The following is a 26,437-nucleotide window of genomic DNA, read 5'->3' as shown; positions in this document are numbered from 1 at the left end:
GATAACAAGAACAACCAATGGTGTTCCTTATTTTTCCATAGCGGAAAATCAGCACAGACTGTTCTCACAGACTTCATCAGGCAAAGAGTGCCGATTGGAATTGTTGAACCAGTTATATAGCGAGATTTGAATGCTTTTTTTACGCTTATTCATAGCATTTGTTCTTCCTCTACTGGCTATGGCGGTGGTGCCTTTTTGCTATTCCTCAACCATCATTCATCGACATAATCCCGGCGGGCACAAGGTTCGGATTGAAATCAATCACGGCACAGCCCCTCAGGCTGTCAGTCAGTGGCAAGTGAGTTTGCTGCTTCCGGACAGTTTCAACAATCGAAACAGCACCTTTTGCTTTAAGACACCCGTGGTGTCAGCAGATTCCAACAGTATTGCGATATTGTTGACGAACGACCAGAGCAACTATTGCTACCAACTGTTGCTAATGACAAAAGAGCAAATACCCGGCTTCCAACACCTCTCTCAACAGGCCTCTGAAAATGGCACACTTATTCGCTTGAAATCCACGACGGCAGACAGACCAGAATTTACTTCTGTCACCACCAATCAACTCCTTAACGGCAAACCCCATACGACTCCATTAACCCTTTTGGTCTATTCCGACAACACGACCGGCAGTGAACTGGAAACCGGCCAAACCCGGAATAACACAGTGACATTGACAGGCGGCAAGCTCGCTGGCACCGCTGATTTTCCCGGTGGCGGCAACGGTGGCTTCTTCTATTTACTCCCACCCCCACCCTGGGGAGGTGGCGGGGGGAGACCATCGGGTTTATTTGAAATAGATCTGGTTATCCTGAAACCCGTCATCAACTGGCTGATGTCCATTGGTAAAGATTCTATTTCGTTTGAAGAGCAACACTCCCCGGCACGTCTGAAAATGACACGGGTTAATGCCGATGGCTCTTCCAGCGAAGCCGCTATACCTCTTGGCTGGCTTGACTTCCTCAATATTGAACAACTGAACGATGTTGATTTCTGGAACACCCTCCTCCAGCAGGCCGCCACTTCCTGCCCCGCCAGCGAAAGCCTCCAATGGCAGCTTGGCTGTTGCAAACGATTTCTTGAGCGTAGTGCCTTGCAGACAAATCATGGCGGTGGCCTGATGGCAGCTAATGGGGAGGGACAACCCTCTGGTAGCGCACCCAATTCGGGACCAAAGAACGAAAATAACGATCACCAAAAGGAGAAAAAAGAAGAACCTGAAAATCAGGACAACCAGTCACCGGGAGAAGGCCATGATGGCAGCGGGAATGGCAATAACAGAAAAGACGACGATGGCGAAGAGAGTGAAAAAAAAACTACCACTGAAGACCTCCAGGTACTTGCGAACCAGCTTGTAGCCGTCATTGAAAGTCAAGATTCCGGAGCAGTTTTTAAGCTCAAGCAAATACTGGATGAACTGGACATGCCACAGCGTTTGCGGGTTCTGGAAACAAAAAGCATCAACACCGAGGATACTGTCACTCCTCTTGAAGCCGTACTGAAACTGCAGCGTTCTTGCAACGAGAATTCACTGCGCAACCTTTTTATCGAGCAGCTGATAGAGGCCACAAGCAATACAAAACATAATTTGAATAACCTTCACACTCTGTCTCTACTTCGGCCAATCATTCCAACTGAACGGGCAATGCCCGAAGAGGGCGACAACAACCTTTTGATTTTGTATAAGATTGCTCTGGACATAATCCACAAGGTCAATCAATCTGACACAGAGCCACCTATGAGCCAGTTTGAAAGCTGTTGCTTTACTGAGTACTTCGCTCAATTGTTCCTGGCCTATTCAAACCCGGTTGAACTGATTCGTAATCTGTTGGGGAAAATATCAGATTTGTGCTTAAGGCGTGTTGTTCTGATTAATCCACAATCATTGACATTTCCCAACCGCTTTTTAAATACCTTTATACAATTTCACCAACACCCATCGATTTCTGAATTAGAACGCCTCTCAGATGAGCTGATGGGTTATGCAAAAAATTCCCACTTACAACAGGTGCCTTCTGTAGAGCCTGTCATCGATAACAGCGATACTCTCTCTGACGAAACACTTGTCAGCAATAAAGATCCAGGTACCACCCACCAGCAAGCTGATAGCCACCAAAGAGCCTCTGGCTCTTCCGGAAGTTCCCCTTGCATACTGACTGATAGATACCCAGAGGCAGAGTCAGATCAGCCTGCACTTGCCTATCAGCAAAATAACGCTTCCCAAGAGCGATTACAGGCAGGACCTTCATCCGGTGATGATCAAACCACTAGTGCACAAGACCGATCTGCTTCTGACCAGCAGTCAAGTACCCATAATGAGGAGACAAACCCGTCGAACGAGCAATTAAAGACACCTGTGCAAGAGCGAATGCCATTGTGCAATCATTCCCATAGGTTTTGTCGTGTAAACTTTGGGTGTTGCGAAGGGTATTTCCCCTGCCCTAGATGTCATAACAATAGTAAGAAATGCGACCTTACAGATCGTAAGGATTTTCATGCAAAAAGGCTTCAATGTTCTCTATGTAACTATGAGGGGGATATTACGGAAGACTCCCAGACATGCCCGGGATGCAACGAACTAATGTCGGAGTATTTCTGTGCACAATGCAAACACTTCACCGATTTAGAAAAAAAACCATACCACTGCGATAAATGTGGAATTTGCCGAACATTTAAGGATAGGGCCTTTCACTGTGATGTTTGTGATATCTGCCTGAATACAAGGTTTCAAGACAATCACAAATGCCGAGAAAACTCAAGCCACGATGAGTGCTGCATCTGCCTGGAAGATACCTTCCACGGCTGCAAGATAATGCCTTGCTACCACAAAGTACATGGTGAGTGCAGCACTGCAATGCTTAAAAACGGGATAAGAACCTGCCCTATTTGCAGAAACCCTACAGACGCCTGGTTTGTTGGAAACAATCATTAAACCATCTGACTGAATTTAATAGTCGCTACCGGTGACCGCGTCTGACTTACATAGGGAGTTAGAACGTTCGATTGGTATAAAATGAGTTTTTAAAAATAACAGCACCATACTGCTACCACAGCCCGGTATCAAGTCCTGCAAGTCACTTTCAGGTTGATACTGACGAAGGCTCTGTTGCACAAAACAAGTAACACAAATAGCAATTCAGAAATTCTTGTCTACTCTCTGTTTGTCCTACGGATAATAAAACCGGTCAATAATGTTCCTTTATTTTTCCAAAGCAGAAAGTCGGCACAGATTGTCCTGGCGTTTTCTGTCAGACAGGGAAGGCGGGTTGGTATTAATAACACATTTAGTGCAGAAAGATTTGAATGCATTCTTACCGTTTATTCATAACATTTGTTCTTTTCCTGATGACTATGTTGGTTGTGACCTTGTGCTACTCCTCAACCATCATTGACCGACATAATCCCGGCAGGCACAAGGTTCGGATTGAAATCAATCACGGCACAGCCCCTCAGGCTGTCAGTCAGTGGCAAGTGAGTTTGCTGCTTCCGGACAGTTTCAACAATCGAAACAGCACCTTTTGCTTTAAGACACCTGTTGTGTCAGCAGATTTGAACAGTATTGCGATATCAGTGACGAACGACCCGGGCAACTATTGTTATCAACTGACCATACTGACAAAAGAACAAACACCCGACTTCCAACACCTCTCTCAACATGCCTCTGAAAATGGCACACTTATTCGCTTGAAATCCACGACGGCAGACAGACCAGAATTAACTTCTGTCACCACCAATCAACTCCTTAACGGCAAACCCCATACGACTCCATTAACCCTTTTGGTCTATTCCGACAACACGACCGGCAGTGAACTGGAAACCGGCCAAACCCGGAATAACACAGTGACATTGACAGGCGGCAAGCTCGCTGGCACCGCTGATTTTCCCGGTGGCGGCAACGGTGGCTTCTTCTATTTACTCCCACCCCCACCCTGGGGAGGTGGCGGGGGGGGACCATCGGGTTTATTTGAAATAGATCTGGTTATCCTGAAACCCGTCATCAACTGGCTGATGTCCATTGGTAAAGATTCTATTTCGTTTGAAGAGCAACACTCCCCGGCACGTCTGAAAATGACACGGGTTAATGCCGATGGCTCTTCCAGCGAAGCCGCTATACCTCTTGGCTGGCTTGACTTCCTCAATATTGAACAACTGAACGATGTTGATTTCTGGAACACCCTCCTCCAGCAGGCCGCCACTTCCTGCCCCGCCAGCGAAAGCCTCCAATGGCAGCTTGGCTGTTGCAAACGATTTCTTGAGCGTAGTGCCTTGCAGACAAATCATGGCGGTGGCCTGATGGCAGCTAATGGGGAGGGACAACCCTCTGGTAGCGCACCCAATTCGGGACCAAAGAACGAAAATAACGATCACCAAAAGGAGAAAAAAGAAGAACCTGAAAATCAGGACAACCAGTCACCGGGAGAAGGCCATGATGGCAGCGGGAATGGCAATAACAGAAAAGACGACGATGGCGAAGAGAGTGAAAAAAAAACTACCACTGAAGACCTCCAGGTACTTGCGAACCGGCTTGTAGCCATCATTGAAAGTCAAGATCCCGGAGCAGTTTTTAAGCTCAGGCAAATACTGAATGAACTGGACATGCCACAGCGTTTGCGGGTTCTGGAAACAAAAAGTACCAACACCGCAGATACTGTCACTCCTCTTGAAGCCGTACTGAAACTGCAGCGTTCTTGCAACGAGAATTCACTGCGCAACCTTTTTATCGAGCAGCTGATAGAGGCCACAAGCAATACAAAACAGTATTTGAATAACCTTCACACTCTGTCTCTGCTTCGACCAATCATTCCACCTGCCCGGGCAATGCCCGAAGAGGGCAACAACAACCTGTTGATGTTGTATAAGATTGCTCTGGACATAATCCACAAGGTCAATCAATCTGACACAGAGCCACCTATGAGCCAGTTTGAAAGATGTTGCTTTACTGAGTACTTCGCTCAATTGTTCCTTATCTATTCAAACCCGGTTGAACTGATTCGTAATCTGTTGGGGAAAATATCAGATTTGCCCACAAGGCATGTTCTTATGATTAATCCACAATCATTGACATTTCCCAACCGCTTTTTAAATACCTTTATACAATTTCACCAACACCCATCGATTTCTGAATTAGAACGCCTCTCAGATGAGCTGATGGGTTATGCAAAAAATCCCCACTTACAACAAGTGCCTTCTATAGAGCCTGTCACCGGTAAAAGCGATACTATCTCTGACGAAACAATTGTCAGCAATAAAGATACAAGTACCATCCACCAGCAAGCTAATAGTAACAAAAGAGCTTCTGGCTCTTCCGGCAGTTCCCATTGCATAGTGACTGGTAGATACTCAGAGCTGGAGGCAGAGCCAAATCAGCCTGCCCTTGCCTATCAGCAAAATAACGTTTCCCAAGAGCGATTACAGGCAGGACCCTCATCTGTTGATCCAAGACCAGGGAGAGAAAAACAACAGAGGGTAGCGGCCAGCCCGGCGATGCAAAGCAATGGCGCAGAGCGTTCTGCTTCTGAGCAGCAGTCGAGTGCCCATAATGAGGAGGCAAACCCGTCAAACGAGCAGTTAAAGACACCTGTGCGAAAAGAACCAATGCCATTGTGCAATCATTACCATAGGTTATGTCGTGTAAACTTTGGGTGCTGTGAAGGGTATTTTCCCTGCTATAGATGTCATAACAAAAGTAAGAAATGCGACCTTACAGATCGTCAGGCTTTTCAAGCAAAAAGGCTTCAATGTTCTCTCTGTAACTATGAGGGGGATATTACGGAAGACTCCCAGGCGTGCCCGGGATGCAACGAACTCATGTCGGAGTATTTCTGTGCACAATGTAAAGAATTCGACAATATGGAACTAAAACCATTCCATTGCCATAAATGCGGAATTTGCCGAATAAACAAGGATGAGTCCTTTCACTGTGATGTTTGTAATATCTGCCTGGATATAAGGTATCAAAGTAATCACGAATGCCGGGAAAACTCAGGCCACGATAAGTGCTGCATCTGCCTGAAAGATTCCTTCGACGGCTGCTTGATAATGTACTGTTCTCACAAAGTACATGATGATTGCTACGCTGCAATGCTCCGTAAAGGGATAAGAACCTGCCCTGTTTGCAGACAACCTCTATACGTTCCGCCGGTTGAAAGAAATAATTAACCATCTGGCTCGATTTAATAGTCGCCGCCAGTGACCGCTTCAGTATTGCAACACGGAAAGAGGACAAGGCTCTGTGGCACAGAGCAATTAATCCATTTAGCAATTTTGAAATTCTTGTCTATTATCTGTTTTTTCTACGAATAATAAGACCTTCCAGTAACGTTTCTTTATTTTTCAGGGCAGAAGGCCAACACAGACCTTTCTGATTGTACTCTGTCAGGAAAACAGGACAGGTCGGGGTTGTTATCATAAGTTAGCGAGATTTGAATGCACCTTTACCGCTTATTCATAGCATTTGTTCTTTTCCTGGTGGCTATGGCAGTTTTGCCTTTATGCTATTCCTCAACCATCATTGACCGACATAATCCGGCAGGGCACAAGGTTCGGATTGAGATCAATGATGGCAAAGATCCTCAGTTTGTGAGTCAGTGGCAAATGAACTTGCTGCTACCGAAGGGTTTCGATGACCAAAACAGTATCCTTTGCTTTAAGGCGCCTGTGGTGCCAGCAGATTCCAACAGTATTGCGATATTGGTGACGAACGACCCGAGCAACTATTGTTATCAACTGATGATACTGACAAAAGAACAAACACCCGACTTCCAACATATCTCTCAACATGCGTCTAAAAATGGTACGCTTGTTCGCTTAAGATCCACGACGGCAGACAGACCGCAATTAGCTTCTGTCACTACTGATCAACTTCACAACGATAAGCCCCATACTGCCCTGTTAACCCTTCTGACCTATACCGACAACATAAACGACAGCGGGCTGAAAACCGGCCAACCCGGGAATAACACACTGACATTAGCGGGCGGCAAGCCCGTTGGCATCGGTGGTGGCGGCAACGGTGGCTTCTTCTTTTTGCCGCCACCCCCACCCTGGGGAGGTGGCGGGGGGAGACCATCGGGATTATTTGAAATAGATCTGGTTATCCTGAGACCCGTCATCAACTGGCTGATGTCCATTGGTAAAGATTCTGTTTCGTTTGAAGAGCCACCCTCCCCCGCGCATCTGAAAATGACACGGGTTAATGCCGATGGCTCTTCCAGCGAAGCTGCTATACCTGTTGGCTGGCTCGACTTCCTCACTGTTGAACAACTGACCGATGTTGATTTCTGGAACACCCTCCTGCAACATGCCGCCACTTCATGCCCCGCCAGCGAAAGTCTTCTTAGGCAGCTTGGCTGTTTCAAACTATTGCTTGAGCGAACGGCCTTGAAGAAAAATCATGCCGGTGGCCTGAAGGCCGCTAATGGAGATGGCCAACCCTCTGGTAGCGCACCAAATTCAAGATCAGAGGACAAAAATAACAGCCATCAAAAGGACAAAAATGAAGCACCTGAAGATCAGAACAACAACTCACCGGGAGAAGGCAATGATGGCAGCGGGGATGGTAATAACAGAAAAGACGACAATGGCGAGGAGAGTGAAAAAAATGCCAGGACTCAAAACCTTCAGGTACTTGCCAACCAGCTTGTAGCCATCATTGAAAGTGACGATCCTGATGCTGTTTTTAAGCTGCGGCAAATACTGGATAAGCTCAACATGCCACAGCGTTTGCAGGTTTTGGAAACGAGAAGCACAAACACCAGTGGTAATGCTGTCAGTCCTCTTGAGGCGATACTGGAACTGCAGCGTTCTTGCTATGAGAATTCATCGCGCAACCGGTTTATCGAGCAGCTGATAGAAGCCACGAGCGATAAAACACGGACTTTGAATGACCCTGACATTCTGGCTTCACTGCAACCGATAGCCCGACCACTGCCCGAAGCTGGCAACAACAACCTGATGATTTTGTACAGGATTGTTCTGGACATAATCCATAGAGTTAATCAATCTGACCAGCAACCACCAATAGGACAATTTGAAAAAAATTGTTTTATTCAGTACTTCGTTCAATTGTTTCTGTTCTATTCAAACCCACTTGAACTTATTGGTAATCTGTTAGGGCAAATATCAGATTCAGCAGTAACCCATGAGATTATAATTGCTGCACAATCATTGACATCTGCCAGTTCATTTTCAAATACCTTTGTACAATTTCACCAACACCCCTCGTTTCATGAATTACAACATTTCTTAAATGAACGGTTAAGAAACCGACAGCAGGGAGCAAGGCCAAAACGGCCCAACCTTTCTCATCAGTCAAATACGCCGCACCAAAAACGATTAAAAACAGAACGATCTTATGGGGATGATGACATGACTATCATTGCTTTTTGCGATGATGCATTGAAAGTGAATAAGGTGCAACATACACAAATTACTCGTAATAAGTGCCCAATATGTTGTGAGCGCTTTTTACGCACAGCAGGATTAGTGAAAACACCCTGTAATCACATTTTTCACGTGCTTTGCTTGAATCTGTGGCTCCAAAAAAGGCTACCTGATCTTGCAATTAAAACTTGTCCTGTATGTCGATCAGAATTAAAAAACTCAAAAGAAAAACTTAACGACCTTAACAAGCTATTGAATAAATACGGCAATTGTCATTCGTTAGACAGTGCAGATAGAGCCGTAAAGGAATGGAATAGAACAACAAGTCATGAAGCCTTATACCATTTTGTCCAACTTTGCAGACTCAACAGTCAGGCGTCAGATGATCCACGGTATGCCAATATCTTGAGAAAAATAATTTATCCCGATATAAAAGCCAACATTCGCCATGACTCTGAGATCACGTCAGCCAGCTTCAGCCCTGATAGCCACCAGGTGGTGACCGCCGGTGAAGATTGTACTGCGAAAATCTATGGCCATAAGGCCGATGGATCGTGGGAAGAAAAGGCCATTATTCGCCACAATGGTAAGGTCAAATCAGCCAGCTTCAGCCGCGATAGCTGTCGTGTAGTTACTGCCAGTGAGGATCACAAGGCGAAAATCCTGGGCCAAAAAGACGATGGATCATGGACAGAAGAGCTCACCGTTCAACATACTGGTACGGTCAACTCAGCCAGCTTCAGCGCTGATAGCCAGCGTATGGTGACTGCCAGTGACGATGGTACCGCAATAATCTTTGGCCAAAAGGACGACAGGTCATGGGAAACAGAAGCCAGCATTAGCCACGATGGTCCGATCCAATCAGCCACCTTCAGCCCCGATGATAGCCATGTGGTGACTTTCGGTAAAGATAACCTGGTGAAAATCACTGGCAGGTCGGCCAATGGAGCATGGCAAGAAAAAGCCATCATTGCCCATGATTACACGGTCAACTCAGCTACCTTCAGCACCGACAGCCGCCGTGTGGTGACCGCCAGTGGCGATGGTACGGCAATAATCTGTGCCCAACAGGACGATGGATCATGGGAAAGAGAATTGACCATTAGCCATATCGACAGCAATGGTCCGATCCAATCAGCCGAGTTCAGCCCCGATGGCCGCCATGTGATGACTGTTGCCGGGGATGACCTGGTTAAAATCTATGGCAGGCAGGACAATGGATTATGGGTAAAGAAAGCCATCATTGCCCATGAAGATCAGATCAACTCAGCCAGCTTCAGCGCCGATGGATGCCATTTGGTGACCGCCAGTTCTGATAATACGGCCAAAATCTATGGCGAAAAGACCGATGTAGCATGGGAAGAAGAAATGACTATCTGCCATAACCATAGACTCTTATCAGCCACTTTCAGCCCCGATAGCCAACATGTGGTGACTGCCAGCAGAGGCGGGACGGCAAAAATTTATAGCCACAATAATAATGGATCATGGGAAGAAAAAACCACAATCCTTCATGAAGGCTGGGTTCGTTCAGCCACCTTCAGCGCCAATAGCCGCTTTGCGGTGACCGCGAGTATCGATAGGAAGGCGAAAATCTATAGCCTGAAAGACGATGCATCATGGCAAAAAGAAATCACTATCTATCACCATGGTCCGGTATTCTTGGCCAACTTCAGCACTGATAGTCGCTTTCTGGTGAACACCAGTTGTATTTCAGATATTGGTCGCTATCAGGAGGCTGCGATGATCACTGAACTCTGGAAGGACGAATGAAAGCAAACCGCCCTTCTCTGACGTCAAGATGTTGCGGAAGACATTGTGGCACAGGACAAGTAGTCCCTATAGCGATTCAGAAATTTTTGGCTATCCTCTGTTTGTACTGCAAATGATGAGATTGGCCAATGCCGTTCCTTTATTTTTCCAGAGCAAAAAGTCAGCACCGATTGTCCCGGCATTTTCTATCAGACAAAGAGGGCGGATTGGATATTATCGACCAGGTTACAGAGAGACTTCAGTGCAGTTTTACCGCACATTTATAGCTTTCATGGCGTTTGTCCTGTCATTACCAGCTATGGTGATTGCACCGTCAGGCTACTCTTACACCCTCATTGACCAGCATAATCCAGATGGGCACGAGGTTCGGATTCTGACCCTTCTGACCTATTCCGACAACCCGGCTGACATCGGACCGAAAACCAGCCAAACCCGCAATAACACACAGACATTGTCAGGTGGCAAGCTCGCTGGCATCGACGATTTTCCCGGTAGCGGGAGTGGCGGCTTCTCCTGCCTCGCCAGCGAAAGCTTCCAATGGCAGCCTGGTTGTTTCAAACCATGGCTTGAGCGAACGGTCTTGAAGACAAATCATAACGGTGGCCTGAAGGCAGGTAACGGCGATGGGCAGCCTTCTGGCAGAGCACCCGATCCAAAGCCAAAGGACGAAAATAACCACCATCAAAAGAAAACAAGAGAAGAACCTCAAGATCAGGAAAACCAGTCACCGGGTGAAGGCCATGATGGCAGTGGGAATGGCAATAACGGAAAAGACGACGATGAATCGGTGACTAAAAATAATGACTCCACTCAAGACCTTCAGGTACTTGCAAATCAGCTTATAGCCATCATTGAAAGCGGCGATCCCAGTGCCGTTTTTAAACTCAGGAAAATATTGGATGAGCTGGACATGCCTCAGCGTTTGCAGGTTCTGGAAACAAAAGGCACAAACAGCAGGGATGAAAGTATCACTCCTCTTGAGACGGTACTGCAACTGCAGCGTTCTCTCGAACAGAATTCATTGCGCAACCCATTTATCGAGCAGCTGATAGAAGCCACAAGCGATAAAAAACAGACTTTGAATGACCTTGACACTCTGCCTGCACTCCAGACAATAATTCCACCGGACCCGGCAATACCCGAAGCTGGTGACAACAACCTGATGATTTTGTACAAGATTGTTCAGGACATAATCCAGAGAGTCAATCAGTCTGACCAGCAGCCACCTGTAGGACACTTTGAAAAACGTTGCTTTGCTGAATACTTCGTCAAGTTATTCCTGACCTACTCTAACCCGCTTGAGCTTATTCATTATCTGTCAGGACAAATATCAGATTTAGCCATAAGGATTGATATTATAACCGTTGCACAATCATTTACATTTCCTGCCTCTTTTGCAGATACCTTTGCACATTTTCATCAACACCCGGCGCTTCATGAATTACAACATTTCGTAAATGAACAGTTAATTCAGCTGCGTACCGACCCTTCACCCCATGAGCCAGTAATGACTTCTACCCCACAAGTTAATAGCTGCCAAAGTGCCTCTGGTACTGGATATTCAAAGCAGGGAGCAAGGCCAAAGCAACCCGCCCTTACTCATCAGGCAAATGGGCTGCGCCAAAAACGATTAAAGAAAAGACGATCACACGGTGGTCATTCAACTCGTCTGGCAAGTACATCATCTTTTGTCGGTGCGGATAGAGCCATGGCTGTGCCTGGCAAGAAAACAATGGATGATTATATAAATATCAATGCCTTTCGCGATAATGCATTTAAAGTGGATAAGGTGAAACATGCACAAATTACTGATAATAAGTGCCCAATATGTTGTAAGCGCTTTTCACGCACAGCAAGATTAGTGAAAACGCCATGTCATCACGTTTTTCATGTGTATTGTTTAAATCTGTGGCTGCAAAAAGGGCTACCTGACCTTTCAGTTAAAACTTGTCCTGTATGTCGATCAGAATTAAATGACTTAAGAGAAAAACTTAACGACTTTATCAGTCTAGTGAAAAAATACGGCAATTGTCATTCGTTAGACAGTGCAAATAGAGCCGTTAAGGAATGGAATATAACAGAAACATGTTATGAAGCCCTATACCATTATGTCCAACTTTGCAGGCACAACATTCAGGGTCCAGATGACTCACGGTTCGTCAATATCTTGAGGACAATAATTCATCCCGTTACAAAAGCCAACATTCCCCATGACCTTGAGATCAACTCAGCCTCCTTCAGCCCTGATAGCCGCCGGATGGTGACCGCCAGTGACGACTGTACCACGAAAATCTACGGCTATAAGGCCGACGGATCATGGGAAGAGGAGGTCACTATCCGCCACAATGGTCCGGTCAAATCAGCCAGCTTTAGCAACGACAATTGTCGTGTAGTAACTGCCAGCACAGATCACAAGACGAAAATCTTTGGCCAGAAGGACGATGCATCATGGGAACAAGAACACTGTGTTCAACATACTGGTAAGGTCAACTCAGCCACCTTCAGCGCTGATAGCCACCATGTAGTGACTGCCAGTGAAGATGGTACGGCAATAATCTTTGGCCAAAAAGACAACAGACAATGGGAACCAGAAGTCACCATTAGACACAATGGTCCGATCCAATCAGCCACCTTCAGCCCCGATAGTAGCCATGTGGTGACTGTCGGTAAAGATAACATGGTAAAAATCACTGGCAGGTTGGCCAATGGATTATGGAAAATAAAAACCATCATTGCCCATGATGACGCTGTCAACTCAGCTACCTTCAGCGCTGATAGCCACCATATAGTGACTGCCAGTGACGATGCTACGGCAATAATCTATGGCCAACAGGACGATGGCTCATGGGAAAAAGAATTGACCATTAGCCATATCGACAGCGATGGCCCGATCCAGTCAGCCGTGTTTAGCCCTGATGACTGCCATGTGATGACTGTTGGCAGGGATGGCATGGTTAAAATCTATGGCAGGCAGGACAATGGACCATGGGTAAAAAAAGCCATCATTGCCCATGAAGATCGGATCAACTCAGCTACCTTCAGCGCCGATGGATGCCATTTGGCGACCGCCAGTGACGATAATACGGCGAAAATCTATGGCAAAAAAACCGATGCATCATGGGAAGAAGAAATAACTATCTGCCACTACCATAAGGTCCTCTCAGCCACCTTCACCCCCAGTAGCAGACGTCTGATAACCACCAGTATCGACAGGGCAAGCAAAGAGTATTGCTTGAATGACAATGGATCATGGAAAGAAGACAGCACTACCCTTTGTAAAGATTGGGTCTGTTTCCCTTCAGCCACCTTCAGCACCGATAACCGCTTTGCGGCGACCTTCACTATCGACAGGAAGACAAAAATCCATACCCTGGAGGGCGATGCATCATCGAAAAAAGAAATCTCTACCTGTCACAGTGGTACGATACTCTCAGCCAAATTCAGCGCCAATAGCCGTTTTCTGGTGACCACCCATTTCGTGTCATATGGTCGCCACCACATTGCAAAAATCACTGAACTATGGAAGGAAGAATAACAGACAAGTATTTTGCCGGTTAAGAGATTGATGCTCTTGATTAAAACCGCAACGAGCGCAACGCTCGCTGTTATGGCTAAGGTTCAAGCTACCTTGTCAAACACTTAAGAAAGACATTTCTGGCACCGTTGATGTCACGATCAACGGTGAAGCCCTCACCCTTAATAACCTTGGAAGAACCTAATTTTTCGTCAATGGTCCCGCTCCATGATCGAGTCTTGGATGTATAGGCTTCGTTGCAATCAACTACATGCTTTCCATACTTTTTTGCGTACCACTTAAGCCGCTTTTTGAATGGGTAGTGATTGAGGTCAAGCATCTGGCGGCAGGTGTTACGGCGAATGGTGCGAACCTTCTTATCTTTGCGTGTGACCATACCTCTTGTCTCAAAGGTTGGCAAAAATACAACGTCGTAGTTCGACACCAACTCGAACGCCAGCCGGTTATGCAGATCAAGAACAATGTCATCCTTTTTGCATTTCAGCCGGTCAATTTCCCTGTTGAAATGAATAATCCGATCTCTTGCCCACTGGGGCATATCGGAGAACTCAACGCCCTTCTGAGTGTTCAGGATTTTTTGCTTTTGACTGATCAAGCTGTCCACTTGCTTCATCAGTGGGAACAGCTTTGTTTTTGCAACCTTATCACCCGCTATCAACGCCTCTTTTTCGCTGTAGCACGTGGCAAAGGTGCGAACTCCGGGGTCAACTCCAACGCATCTAACCTTCCCTTGGATTTCGGGATTTAGCTCAATATGTTGTTGAACCTGAATGAACCAGCGACCTTTGTCGTAGGTTACGACACAAGATTTACCAATCGCTTCTGCTGGCACATCTTCTGTCAGGTGAATCTTGCCAAGAGCCTCTACGCAGGGATTTAATCCCTTTGGCAAACGGTCAATAGAGAATGAGTGCCTGCTACCTTTGCGGCTTTTGAAACTGATTTCTGCAAAGCCCTCTTTAGCTCCCTTGAGCTTCTTGTTGTGCTTGCAGATCGCTTTGAATGTAGCCGCTGCCGCCAGTGTTCCATTATCAGAAACAAGCGAGTTATAAGCCCTGCCACTTTCTTTTTGCTCTTGCTTCACTTGAGCTTTAATGGCAGGTCGCATGTTGATGAATTTTCCGCTGGCATCTTTATAGTCATCGTTGCGGAAACGCTCAACAGCAAGGTTGTACGACCTGCGATAGAGTATCAGGGCATCGTGATAGGCTTGCTCATTCTCTGGGTAAAACCTGATCTTTTTTGACGCTACTATCTTTGCGTCCTTTGCGTCTTTTAGCAGATCGCTTCCCGTAGTGGCTATTGCAGAATGAGGTAATGAAACCGATAAGCTCTTGGGTGTCGAATGGCTCACAGGCGTTATCCGGGTCATCCAAAACCTCGATGTGTCCTCCCGATAATTCAACAAGCCATTTGATGAGTCCAAACCCTGATCGGGCAAGTCGATCTTTTGTGGCAACCACAATATGGGTTGGATTTCCGCACACCGCTGATTCCAGAATGGTTTGCAGTCCTTTTCGCTTAAAGTTGAAAGCACTGGCAATGTCGCTGATAAATTCTGCATCAGGGTGCTCTTTGAGTAAGATACGCTTTTGCGTGTCAATGCTGGATTTTTGCTTTCCAGAGCTCACTCTTGTATAGCATATCTTCCTCTGCTGGTTAATGAATATGCGGAAGTGACCACCACTTGTTTGCTTCACTTTTTCGTAGTGACCGCTTTCGATCTTGCGCCTCATAATTTGGCTGGTTACGCCTTCAATCTTGGCTAGCTTTGTAGTTGAACCCCACAAGATAAATTCACCTTTTGACGATTTATCTTGTGTCTGGCGTAATTGATTTTGCGATTGTTGCAATTTTATTTGACTGCCGAAGGCTCTGTCGCACAGGACAAGCAATCCATATAGCAATTTAGAAATACTTGGCTATTCTCTGTTTCTACAACAAATAACAGGGTTGGCTAAAGATGTTCCTTTATTTTTTCAGGGTGGAACTGTTCTGACGCATTCTATCAGACAAAGAGTTCGGGTTGGAATTGTCGACACAAGTTGTGAAGCGAGATTTGAGTGGACTTTTTTCCGCATATTCATAGCATTTGTACTTTTCCTAATGGCTATGGCGGTTGTGCCGTTATGCTATTGCTCAACCCTCATTGACCGGCATTATCCCGATGGGCACGGGGTTCGGATTGAAATCGATGACTCTACAGATTCGCAGGGCGTGAGTCTGTGGCAAATGGTTCTGCTCCTTCCAGAAGGCTTCAATGACCGAAACAGCATCCTTTGCTTTAGAGCACCTGTGGTGCCAGCAGATTCCGACGGTATCGCGATATGGGTCAGGAACAACTTGAGTGACTATTGCTATCAGCCAGTAATAGTAAGGGAAGAGCATATACCCGACTTCCATGATGTCTCAGAACGCGCCTCTGAAAATGGCACACTGATTCGCTTAAAATCCACGACGGCAGAGAGACCAGAGCTTATTTCTGTCACCAGGGATCAACCGCTGAACGTCAAACCTCGGGCTATCCCACTGACCCTTCTGGTCTACCCCGACGAGATCACGGACAGCGGGCTGGAAACCGGACAAATCCGAAATAACACACTGTCATCAACAGGAGACAAGCTCGCTGGCAAAGCCAATTTTCCCAGTGGTGGCAACGGAGGCTTCTTCCACTTGCCTCCCCCTCCACACGGGGGAGGAGGGAGACCAACGGGATTATTCGAAATAGATCTTGTTATCCTGAAACCCGTCATCAACTGGCTGATGTCTTTAGGCAAGGATTCTACCTCAACTGAGGAACAGCCATCCCGGGCGCGTCTGAAAATAACGCGCGTTAACGCAGATGGTTCTTCCAGTGAGGCCGTTATACCCGTCGGTTGGCTTGACTTCCTGAATATTGAACAACTGACCGATGTTTATTTCTGGAACACTCTCTTCCAACGTGCCGCCACTGCTTGCCCAGCCAACGAAAGCCTTCAGTGGCAACTTGGCTGCTTGAAACTATTTCTTGAGCAAACAGCCCTGAAAACAGATCATGCCGGTGTCTTAAAGACCGCTGATGGGGATGGAAAAGCATCGGGTGATTTACCAGATAAAACACCAAAGGACGAAAATAACGACCACCCTGAAGAGAAAAAAGGTGAACCTGAAGATCAGGAGAACAATTCACCGGGAGAAGGCAGTTATAGCAGTGGAGATGGTGACAAAAGAAAAGACAACAATGGCAAAAAAAGTGAAAAAAGCACCGGGACTCAGGACCTTCAGCTACTTGCTAACCAGCTTTTAGCCATTATTGAGAGCGACGATCCCGATGCCGTTTTCAAGCTGAGGCAAATACTGGATGAGCTGGACCTGCCCCAGCGTTTGCAGGTTCTGGAGACAAAGGGCACAAATACTGCGGGCAATACTGTCACGCCTCTTGAGGCGATATTGCACCTGCAGCGTTCTTTCGATGAGAACTCAACGCGCAACCAGTTTATCAGGCAACTGATAGAAGCTACGAGTGATCAAACAAGGACTCTGGATGATTTTAACAACCCCTCTGAACTCCAACCAATCGCCCCACCTGACTGGGCACTGCCCGAAGCAGCCGACAGTAACCTGATGATTTTGTATAAAATTGTTCTGGATATCATCCACAGGGTTAATCAATCTGACCAACAGCCACCCATAGGAAACTTTGAAAAATGTTGCTTTACCGAATACTTTGTTCAATTGTTCCTGCTCTGTTCAAACCCACTGGTACCTATTCGTGAACTGTTAGGAAAAATATCAGATTCGGGCATCAGCCGTGATATTATGATTTCTGCACAATCATTTACCTTCTCCATCTCTTTTCGCGATATCTTTATACAACTTAATCAGCACCCATCGCGCCTTGAATTAGTGCGCCTTTCAAATGAGTTGATTAAGCAGGCACATACTTTCGACTTACTGCAAGTGCCCTCACTACAAGCCCCTTTCACAGAGCCTGTAATCAGTCAGAGAGATATTGCCTTTAACGCTACCACTGCAAACAATGGAAATATGCTCACCCATTCCATCCAGCAAGTTAATAGCTACCACAACGCCTCTCGCTCTACCGACAGCCCTCCTGGCTTAGCAACTGACAGGTACTTACAGCAGGGAGCCAGACCAAAGCTGCCTGCCCTTGCAGGTCCGCAAAATGCCTCCTTCCAAAGGAGATCTCAGACAAGACATTCACATGGTCATCATCAATCCAACTGGGCAGACGACCGATCCGATCTGGAAGAGTTGGGAATAGATCAAAACTTCTTAATTAAACATTCGATCGATAACTCTATTCTCGTTGATCTGAAAAGACGCGCTCAGGAAAAAGAAAAAAAAAAGACAACGGATTGAAGAGTTAACTCTAGAGGTTCAAGAATTAAGAAGAGAGAATCAGGCGTTAACTTCAGAAGCTCAGGGACTAAGAAGAGAAAACCAGAATTTAACTTCAGAGTCTCAATGGTTGAGAAGAGGGCATCAGGAATTAACTGAAGAGGTTCAAGGATTAAGAAGAGAGAATCGGAGGTATTGTGATTCGCGGGCCCGTTTGGAAACCAGAGTCCAATACCTCGAGGAACAAATCAGAAACCTGGACCTTAATCTCAGAACACATCAAGAGTCAGTAGACTATGTGAACCAACAAGCACGGTATCAGACGGCAGCGGCAAGCCCGGGCTCGATAGCAAACAACGAAGCAGAGTCTCACGCATGTTACCAGCAATCAAGCCCCCTGAATGAAGAGCCAAACCCATCGAACGCGCAGTTAAATACATCTGCGCAACCAGAACGAAACTCAGTGTGCGGTCATTACCAGAGGTTATGCCTTGTGAACTTTGGATGCTGTGCCGGATTTTTCCCCTGCCAAAGATGTCACAACATTAGTAATGACTGCGACGTTGACGATCGCATGGCTGTTGATGCAATAAGGCTTCGGTGCTCTCTGTGTCACTATGAGGGGGACATTACAGAAGACTCACAGACGTGTCCGGGATGCAATCAGCTAATGTCGGAATATTACTGTGCAAAATGCAAACATTTCACCAGTATGAATATGACACCGTTCCACTGCGATAAATGCGGTATTTGCCGAATAAACGAGGAAGAGAACTTTCACTGCGATGTTTGCAATGTCTGTCTGGACATAAGGTTGCAAGGCAATCACAAATGCCGGGAAAACTCAGGCCACGATGAGTGCTGCATCTGCCTGGAAGATGCCTTCGGCGGCTGCCAGATACTGCCCTGCTCCCACAAAATTCATAGGGAATGCGCCATTGAGTTGGTTAAAAACGGGATAAGAACCTGCCCTGTTTGCAGAAACCCTCTATATACTCCGTTAGTTGAAAATAGCAATTAACCCTCCGACCGGATTAAATAATCACCGCCGGTAATCACTTGATGTTTATAGTGCAGGAAGGAGGGGCTATTGTGCAGTTTCTGGCGGTGCAGAGTTTGCTGCTTCCAAAGGCTTTACGATAAAAGGCATGCAACCCACATAGCAATTCAGAAATTCTTGTCTATTATCTGTTTGTTCCAAGAATAATAAAACCGCTCAATAATGCTCTTTTGTTTTTCCAGAGTAGAAAGTCGGCACAGATTGTCCGGACGTTTTTATATCAGACAAGGAGGGTGGAATTGGTGTTATTAACATAATTATATAGAAAGATTTGAATGCATTTTTACCGTTTATTTATGGCGTTTGTTCTTTTCCCGCTTGCTATGGTGGTTGTGCCGTTATGCTATTCCTCAACCCTCATTGACCGACATCATTTCGACGGGAGCAGGGTTCGGATTGAAATCAATGATGCTGCAGATCCGCAGGGTGTCAGTCAGTGGCAAGTAAACTTGCTGCTTCCGAAAGGTTTTAATGACCGAAAAAGCATTCTCTGCTTTAAGGCACCTGTGACTCCAGAAGATTCGAACAGTATCGCAATATCGCTCACGAACGACTTGAGTGACTATTGCTATCAGCTACTGATAATGGAGGAAGAGCAAACACCCATCTTCCAGGATGTCTCAAAGGGTAACTCTGAAAATGGCACGCTTGTTCGCTTAAAATCCACGTCGGCAGACAGACCAGAGTTGACTTCTGTAACCACCGATCAACCGCTGAAGGACGAGCCCCATACTGCTCCAATGACCCTTCTGGTCCACCCCGACAACATAGCAAACAGTGGACTGGAAACCGGTCAAACCCGAAATAACACACTGTCATCGACAGGAGGCCAGTTCACTGGCACGGGCAATTTTCCCAGTGGTGGCAATGGCGGCTTCTTCTACTTGCCTCCCCCTCCCCCCTGGGGAGGTGGTGGGGGCAGACCATCGGGATTATTCGAAATAGACCTGGTTATCCTCAACCCCATCATCAATTGGCTGATGTCTATTGGTAAGGATTCTATCTCGTTTCAGGAACAACTGTCTCCGGCCCGTCTGAAGATGACACGCGTCAACGCAGATGGCTCTTCCAGTGAGGCCGTTATACCCATTGGTTGGCTTGACTTCCTGGATATAAATCAACTGACCGATGTTAATTTCTGGAACACCCTCTTGCAGCGTGCCGCCAATTCTTGCCCGGCCAGCGAAAGTCTTCAGTGGCAGCTTGGCTGTTTGAAACTATTTCTTGAGCGCACAGCCCTGAAGACAAGTGGCCTGAAAGCGGGCAATGGCGATGGTGAACCTACTGGCAAGGCACCAGACAGAGAATCAAAGGACGAAAATAACTATCAACAAAAAGAACAAAGAGATGAACCTGAAGGTCAGGAGAGCAGATCACCGGGGGAAGGTGATGATAGCAGTGAAGATTGGAATAACAGAAAAGACGACAATGAAGATGAGAATGAAGAAAACACCGGGACTCAGGACCTTCAGGTACTTGCGAACCAACTTGTCGCCATCATTAAGAGCAACGACCCCAACGCCGTTCACAAGCTAAGGCGAATACTGAATGAGCTGGACATGCCTGAGCGTTTGCAGGTTCTGGAAACCAAAAGCACAAACACCAGGGGTAATGCTGTCACTCCTCTTGAGGCGGTACTGGAACTGCAGCGTACTTACCGTGAGAACTCAGTGCGCAACGGGTTTATCAGGCAGCTGATTGAAGCCACGAGCGATGAAACACAGGCTTTGAATGACCTTGGCACCCTGTCTGCAAGTGAACCGATTATTCCACCTGAGCAGGCACTGCCGGAAGCTGCCGATAACAACCTGATGATTTTGTATAAGATTGTTCAGGATATAATTGACAGGGTCAATCAATCTGACCAAGAGCCACCAATAGGACAATTTGAACAGTGTTGCTTTACTGAATACTTTGTTCAATTGTTCCTGTTCTATGAAAAACCGCTTGGGCCTATTCGTGAACTGTTAGGAAAAGTATCAGATATAACCACACGAAGTAATATTTTGTTCCACGCAAGGCCATTTACATTTCCCAAGCCTTTTATAGATATTACGCAATTTGATCAGCACCCGTCGTTTCAAGAATTATTAAGCTTTTCAGATAAACTCTTGAGGCAGGTGCAATCTTACTCATCATCACAAGCGCCTTCGCCAAAAGAGTCTTCGCTTCAAGCGTCTGTAATCCGTAACAGAGATTATATCTCCGACGACACAACTGACGGAGCCTGCCCCGAACCTGATGAACATCAATCCGAGTGTAACGGTGATAATACCTCCAACGAAATAATTGTCAGCAATGCAAGCCCATTCTCCGATTCAATCCAGCCTGTGGATAGCTTACAGGCAAGTTCATTCACTGATTCAGTCCAACCAGCTGATAGCTTCCAGGCAAGCTCATTGACCGATTCAGTCCAACCAGTTGATAGCTTGCAGGCAAATTCACTCACCGATTCAGTCCAACCAGTTGATAGCTTCCAGGCCAGTGCAAACACTCATTCAATCCAGCCTGTTGATAGCTTACAGGCAAATTCATTTACCGATTCAGTTCGACCAGTTGATAGCTTCCGGGCAAGTGCAAACACGAATTCAATCCGGCCTGTTGATAGCTCTCAGGCAAGTTCATTCACCGATTCAGTTCGACCAGTTGATAGCTTCCGGGCAAGTGCAAACACTAATTTAATCTGGCCTCTCAATAGCTTCCGGGCAAGTGCAAACACGAATTCAATCCGGCCTTTTGATAGCTTCCAAAGTGCCTCTGGCGCCACCGGCAGCACCCCTAACGTACCAACAAACAGATATTTACAGCAGGGAGCAAGGCCAAAGCAGCCTGCACTTACCAATCAGCGAATCGGCCCTTTCGAAAGGCGATTACAGGCAGGACGTTCACACGGTGCTGATCATGCCAGTAGAGCACGTGACCGATCCGATATGGAAGTGACAGGGATAAATCAAGACTTCTTAAGTAAACATACGACCGATGCTTCTCTTCTCGTCGCCCAAACTTATCCCCAACCTTCTTTGCCTGCACAGATGTTGGATAGCAACGGACTGCCTTCAAATCCTTCACCGATTGCTCCGGAAAATGCATTTAATGCATTCGAAAACCCTGCCCTTTATGAACTTGGAAACTTGAATAGCAGTTTAAGAGAGTTAGAACATGCTACAAATCAATACCACTGGCTTACAGAAATGATTGAGCTGCAAAGATGCGATCAGGAGAAAGATAAAGAAAAGATTGCAAAGTTAACTGGACAAAACGAACAGTTAAGAGAATTGAACCAAATGTTAAGAACAGAGAACCAAAGATTAAGAATAGAAAATCAAAATTCAGATATAGAGAATCGTAACTTAAATGTAGAAAATCATGAATTAACGATAAAGAATCAAGAATTAAATGCAGATATTGAGGGGTTGCGAGGCTGCGTAACTTATTTTGAAGATCAAAACAGAAGCTTGAATAACCAATATTCAATATTGATGCGTGAGCTTCGTCAGCTACGATCAGCAAACCGCATGAATGATCGAACAGATCAACCTATGGCAGAGGTCTGGCCGACGATGCGAATCTCAGCCGATTTTGTTTCTCACGATCACTCGATCACTCACAATGAGCTGGAAAACTCGTCTGACTCCTCCGATTCAGGGCCACCATCTGTAAGCGATATGCCTGATGGAGAAAATCAACAGATGGCCGCAGCCAACACTTGGCAGATCATTGACCCATATTCTGCCACTTACCAGCAGCCGTGCACACAAAGCGGGCATGCAAACCCGGCCGATGAGCAGGCAGGCTGTTCAAACGTAGATTTACAACGGCTTCCACTGCAAGAGTCTCACGGAGCAGGGTGCCAGCATTACCGGAGATTCTGCTCTGTGGGTTTTCCTTGCTGTCCGGGGTATTTCCCCTGCCATAGATGTCATAACGAAAACAAGGATCCTTCATGTACAGCTACACATAAGGCTCTCAATGCAGTTCGGCTTAAGTGTTCTCTGTGTGGATATGAGGGAGAAATTAATGAAGATTCCCAGACATGCCCCGGATGTGGAGAGCAAATGTCGGAATATTACTGCGCAATTTGCAAACACTTCACCACAGCACATAATAAACCGCATCACTGCGATAAATGTGGTATTTGCCGAATAAACTCAGATAATTCCTTTCACTGTGATGTTTGCGGTGTCTGCCTTGATAACAGGCTATTGGGCAATCACAAATGTCGGGAAAACTCAGGCCACGATGAATGCTGCATCTGTCTGGAAGATGCCTTTAGCGGCTGCCAGATATTAGCCTGCTCCCACAAAGTCCATAAGGAATGTGCCATAGCAATGATTAATAACGGGGTAAGAACCTGCCCTGTTTGCAGGCACCCCCTATTTAGTTCTAGTCAGGAACATGAACACAATGATTAACCGTATAGCGGATTTAATAGTCGTCGCTGGTTTACTTACTCTCCTTCAGATAAGACGACTCAAGACGCGGCTGGTCACATCACTGAGATAACCAATGAACAGGCTGCCCATGGAAGCCCGAAAATGATTTTCATCCCGGCTGCCCAGTGCCAAAACACCCACTTTATCCGGGAAATTCAATGGCGCCAGTGCCACTGAACCGATTTCCCCATGGTTGTCCGGAAACAGGAATTCCAGTTCGCGGGACTTCATTCGGCCACAGATGACCTTTTGACCGGAAGATTGTTTATCCCTGAAGCCTGAAAGCAGATCACCCAGAATTTCATCCGCTGTATCAGGATCTTCTTCCCGGATGGTCAGATTGGCTGGTTGGCGGGTAAACAGAATCAGGGAATGAAAATCGATTTCAAAATCCTGCTCCAGACCATCTTTGAGGGTTTCAGTCGCCTGCTCAAGATCCTGACTTTCCAGCATACCAAGCACCAGTTTGCGAGTCTGTTCGAACAGGCGATCGTTATCCCGGGCAACGTCCACCAGTTTGCCAAGCCTGCGCCGCAACTCAAGATTGTGTTTCCTGAGCAGTTGTAACTGACGTTCAACCAGTGAAATAGCTTCCCCTCTTTCATGGGGAATCTTGAGATCCAACAGCAGTTCATCCTGATTCAAAAAAAAGTCAGGATGGTTCTTCAGATACTGAATCACCTGATCTGCCGTCATAGCAGTGATCTGGTTTTCTCTGCCAGCGTTTTTCTTGTTTGAGGCTTTATCACTGGTGGCCGAGTCTGTCATATCCTTGTTTGTCCTTCGAATACCCTGGTGGCACTCCCTGTCATCATAACCGGGTGACCTTCTCCCCGCCAACGAATCAGAAGACTGCCACCGGTAAGATTAACCCGAACCTCTTCATCCAGAAGTCCTTGTAAACGACCCGCGACAACCGCCGCACAGGCACCGGAACCACAAGCCAGGGTTTCACCCACGCCTCGCTCATAAACCCGGAGGTTGATCTCTGTGGCATCCAGTACCTGCATAAAACCGGCATTACAGCGTTTTGGAAAACGACTATGGCCTTCCAGTTTGGGACCCATTGATTCAACCGGTGCCCGGTTAATATCCTCCACCCGCCATACGGCGTGAGGATTGCCCATGGAAACTGCCCCTATAGTCAGACGCTCTCCGTCCACATCAAGGTCATAGGTGGTTTGCATGGATGGTGCGTTGAACGGAATCTGTTGAGGCTCCAGCACCGGAATACCCATGTCCACCGTAACATCGCCATTGTCTTCAATGGTGAGTTCCATATTGCCACCTGAAGTCTGAACACGAATGGTGTCACGTCCAATCAGTTTCTTGTCCCTGACAAAACGGGCAAAACAACGGGCACCATTGCCACATTGCTCCACTTCACTGCCGTCGGCATTGAAGATCCGATAACGGAAATCCATATCGGGATCGGTGGGCGGCTCAACCATCAGCAACTGATCAAAACCAATTCCAAAATTCCGGTCAGACAGGCTGCGGATTTTTTCCGGCGTAATGCGTATGGACTGGGTGACTCTGTCAACAACCATAAAGTCATTGCCCAGGCCGTGCATTTTTGTGAAGTGCAACAACATAGCGCAATAATTATCCTTCTGGCAGCAGTATTTCGTTGGCCCACTGGTCAGCCAGCTTTTCCCGGCGACGAACCAGATGTACCTGATCACCATCGACCATAATTTCAGCAGGGCGACAACGGGAATTATAATTGGAGCTCATTCCAAAGCCATAGGCACCGGCAGAGTGGACCGCCAGCAAATCGCCTTCAGCCACTTTCAGCTTTCTGTCTTTACCCAGAAAGTCTCCGGTCTCACAAATGGGCCCGACCACATCGCACAATAGCTCCCCTCTCTCGTCGTTGCGCACCACCGGTTCAATACCATGCCAGGCGCTGTAGATTGAAGGACGCAAAAGATCATTCATGGCCGCATCAACCACGGCGAAAGCCTTATGGTCAGACTGTTTGATCAGCTCAACTTCAGTGATCAGCATCCCTGCCTGTGCGGCAATAGATCGCCCGGGCTCAACCACAATTTTCAGGTGCTTGTGGTGCTCGTTGGCAGCCAGGTGCTCTCTCACTTGCCCCAGATATTCTGAGGGTGTCGGTGGCTGTTCGTGTTTTTCGTAAGAAATACCCAGGCCACCACCAATATCCAGATGCTTCAGAATAATACCCATTTCACGAAGCTGATCAACCAGCAGCAATAGACGATCAAGAGCATCAATAAAGGGCTCTTTGGTGGTGAGCTGAGAGCCGATATGACAGTCCACACCCACCACTTCGATATTCGCTAGCTCAGCTGCCCGCTGGTAAACGGCAGGCGCAGCCTTGATATCAATACCGAACTTGTTGTCTTTCAGACCCGTAGAAATATAAGGGTGGGTCCGGGCATCGACATCCGGATTCACCCGGACAGAAACAGCGGCCACTTTGCCCATGATTTCTGCTTCTTGCTGGATTCTTTCCAGCTCCGTTTCTGACTCAATATTGAAGCAGTGAATACCCAGTTCCAGGGCTCTTCTGATTTCATGACGCTGTTTGCCGACACCGGAGAAAACCACTTTAGAGGCTTCACCGCCGGCAGCAATAACCCGCTCCAGTTCACCAACGGAAACGATGTCAAAACCCGCTCCCAGTTTTGCCAGAACATTCAGAACCGCCAGGTTGCTGTTAGCTTTGACGGCGTAACAAATCAGGTGAGGCCACCCTTCCAGCGCCTGTTTGTAGGCTTTAAACCCTTCTTCAAACCCTTTGCGGGAATAGATGTAGGCCGGGGTACCAAACTGTTCAGCAATTTCAGTAACGGGAACCTGTTCAGCATAAAGCTCACCGTCACGGCTGGGAAACCAATCCATCAGACTGTCTTACTCTCTGTCATAAAATTTCTGGGGAGC

12 protein-coding genes and 1 pseudogene are annotated in these 26,437 nt (G+C 46.8%); 8 read left to right on the top strand and 5 right to left on the bottom strand.

Going from position 1 to position 26,437, the window contains the following annotated elements:
* Positions 1-130 precede the first annotated feature (130 nt).
* The 4 genes from ACOMHB_RS03535 (at position 131) to ACOMHB_RS03520 (ending at position 13,690) form a co-directional block, all read left to right on the top strand.
* Entirely contained in the window at positions 131-2,932 is a 2,802-nt protein-coding gene (locus tag ACOMHB_RS03535) for a hypothetical protein (RefSeq protein WP_448215526.1), read from the top strand.
* Between the two features lie 371 nt (positions 2,933-3,303).
* Positions 3,304-6,159: a CHY zinc finger protein gene (locus ACOMHB_RS03530; RefSeq protein ID WP_448215525.1), complete on the top strand. Its 2,856-nt coding sequence runs from the start codon at positions 3,304-3,306 to the stop codon at positions 6,157-6,159.
* 267 nt (positions 6,160-6,426) lie between these two features.
* Complete coding sequence (locus tag ACOMHB_RS03525; protein ID WP_448215524.1) at positions 6,427-10,155, top strand: RING finger domain-containing protein; 3,729 nt, start codon at positions 6,427-6,429, stop codon at positions 10,153-10,155.
* Between the two features lie 241 nt (positions 10,156-10,396).
* Complete coding sequence (locus ACOMHB_RS03520) at positions 10,397-13,690, top strand: RING finger domain-containing protein (protein WP_448215523.1); 3,294 nt, start codon at positions 10,397-10,399, stop codon at positions 13,688-13,690.
* Between the two features lie 88 nt (positions 13,691-13,778).
* Here ACOMHB_RS03520 and ACOMHB_RS03515 read toward each other — a convergent pair whose 3' ends face one another.
* Both ACOMHB_RS03515 and ACOMHB_RS03510 read right to left on the bottom strand, forming a co-directional pair.
* Entirely contained in the window at positions 13,779-14,882 is a 1,104-nt protein-coding gene (locus ACOMHB_RS03515) for an RNA-guided endonuclease InsQ/TnpB family protein (RefSeq protein WP_448218599.1), read from the bottom strand.
* Between the two features lie 22 nt (positions 14,883-14,904).
* Entirely contained in the window at positions 14,905-15,543 is a 639-nt protein-coding gene (locus tag ACOMHB_RS03510) for an IS607 family transposase (protein WP_448215522.1), read from the bottom strand.
* A gap of 253 nt (positions 15,544-15,796) precedes the next feature.
* Between ACOMHB_RS03510 and ACOMHB_RS03505 the strand changes: the two genes are divergently transcribed.
* The 4 genes and pseudogenes from ACOMHB_RS03505 to ACOMHB_RS03490 all read left to right on the top strand — a co-directional run bounded on the left by ACOMHB_RS03505 (position 15,797) and on the right by ACOMHB_RS03490 (position 23,503).
* Complete coding sequence (locus ACOMHB_RS03505; protein ID WP_448215521.1) at positions 15,797-18,052, top strand: hypothetical protein; 2,256 nt, start codon at positions 15,797-15,799, stop codon at positions 18,050-18,052.
* A 277-nt stretch (positions 18,053-18,329) separates the two neighbouring features.
* Positions 18,330-18,701, top strand: a pseudogene (locus tag ACOMHB_RS03500) (CHY zinc finger protein); the annotation flags it as partial.
* On the top strand, positions 18,702-19,052 hold the full coding sequence (locus tag ACOMHB_RS03495; protein ID WP_448218598.1) for an RING finger domain-containing protein: 351 nt from the start codon (positions 18,702-18,704) through the stop codon (positions 19,050-19,052). It abuts the pseudogene before it with no gap.
* Between the two features lie 314 nt (positions 19,053-19,366).
* Positions 19,367-23,503, top strand: a complete 4,137-nt coding sequence (locus ACOMHB_RS03490) for a CHY zinc finger protein (protein ID WP_448215520.1) — start codon at positions 19,367-19,369, stop codon at positions 23,501-23,503.
* A 45-nt stretch (positions 23,504-23,548) separates the two neighbouring features.
* On the opposite strand, the gene ACOMHB_RS03485 is transcribed toward ACOMHB_RS03490, so the two are convergent.
* Genes ACOMHB_RS03485 through lysA form a run of 3 tightly spaced genes read right to left on the bottom strand, consistent with a single transcriptional unit; the run spans position 23,549 to position 26,398 of the window.
* Positions 23,549-24,292 carry a DUF484 family protein gene (locus tag ACOMHB_RS03485; protein ID WP_422136615.1) on the bottom strand — a complete coding sequence of 248 codons (744 nt, stop codon included), beginning with the start codon at positions 24,290-24,292 and terminating at the stop codon, positions 23,549-23,551.
* On the bottom strand, positions 24,289-25,119 hold the full coding sequence (dapF, locus tag ACOMHB_RS03480; RefSeq protein WP_448215519.1) for a diaminopimelate epimerase: 831 nt from the start codon (positions 25,117-25,119) through the stop codon (positions 24,289-24,291). The genes ACOMHB_RS03485 and dapF overlap by 4 nt, the downstream gene beginning before the upstream one ends.
* A gap of 10 nt (positions 25,120-25,129) precedes the next feature.
* The gene (gene lysA / locus ACOMHB_RS03475) at positions 25,130-26,398 is read right to left on the bottom strand and encodes a diaminopimelate decarboxylase (RefSeq protein WP_448215518.1); all 1,269 of its coding nucleotides are present in this window, start codon (positions 26,396-26,398) and stop codon (positions 25,130-25,132) included.
* Positions 26,399-26,437 lie beyond the last annotated feature (39 nt).

Source organism: Endozoicomonas sp. 2B-B (assembly GCF_053470045.1).
The sequence above is the reverse complement of the archived record's forward strand: the minus strand, read 5'-3'. Positions and strand labels throughout refer to the sequence as shown.

What these genes read in the sequence shown, in the direction of transcription:
- ACOMHB_RS03535 (WP_448215526.1), top strand. Translation starts at nt 131, where the DNA reads ATGCTTTTTTTACGCTTATTCATAGCATTTGTTCTTCCTCTACTGGCT.
- ACOMHB_RS03495 (WP_448218598.1), top strand. Translation starts at nt 18,702, where the DNA reads ATGTCGGAATATTACTGTGCAAAATGCAAACATTTCACCAGTATGAAT.
- lysA (WP_448215518.1), bottom strand. Translation starts at nt 26,398, where the DNA reads ATGGATTGGTTTCCCAGCCGTGACGGTGAGCTTTATGCTGAACAGGTT.
- ACOMHB_RS03485 (WP_422136615.1), bottom strand. Translation starts at nt 24,292, where the DNA reads ATGACAGACTCGGCCACCAGTGATAAAGCCTCAAACAAGAAAAACGCT.
- dapF (WP_448215519.1), bottom strand. Translation starts at nt 25,119, where the DNA reads ATGTTGTTGCACTTCACAAAAATGCACGGCCTGGGCAATGACTTTATG.
- ACOMHB_RS03505 (WP_448215521.1), top strand. Translation starts at nt 15,797, where the DNA reads ATGGCTATGGCGGTTGTGCCGTTATGCTATTGCTCAACCCTCATTGAC.
- ACOMHB_RS03530 (WP_448215525.1), top strand. Translation starts at nt 3,304, where the DNA reads ATGCATTCTTACCGTTTATTCATAACATTTGTTCTTTTCCTGATGACT.
- ACOMHB_RS03525 (WP_448215524.1), top strand. Translation starts at nt 6,427, where the DNA reads ATGCACCTTTACCGCTTATTCATAGCATTTGTTCTTTTCCTGGTGGCT.
- ACOMHB_RS03490 (WP_448215520.1), top strand. Translation starts at nt 19,367, where the DNA reads ATGCATTTTTACCGTTTATTTATGGCGTTTGTTCTTTTCCCGCTTGCT.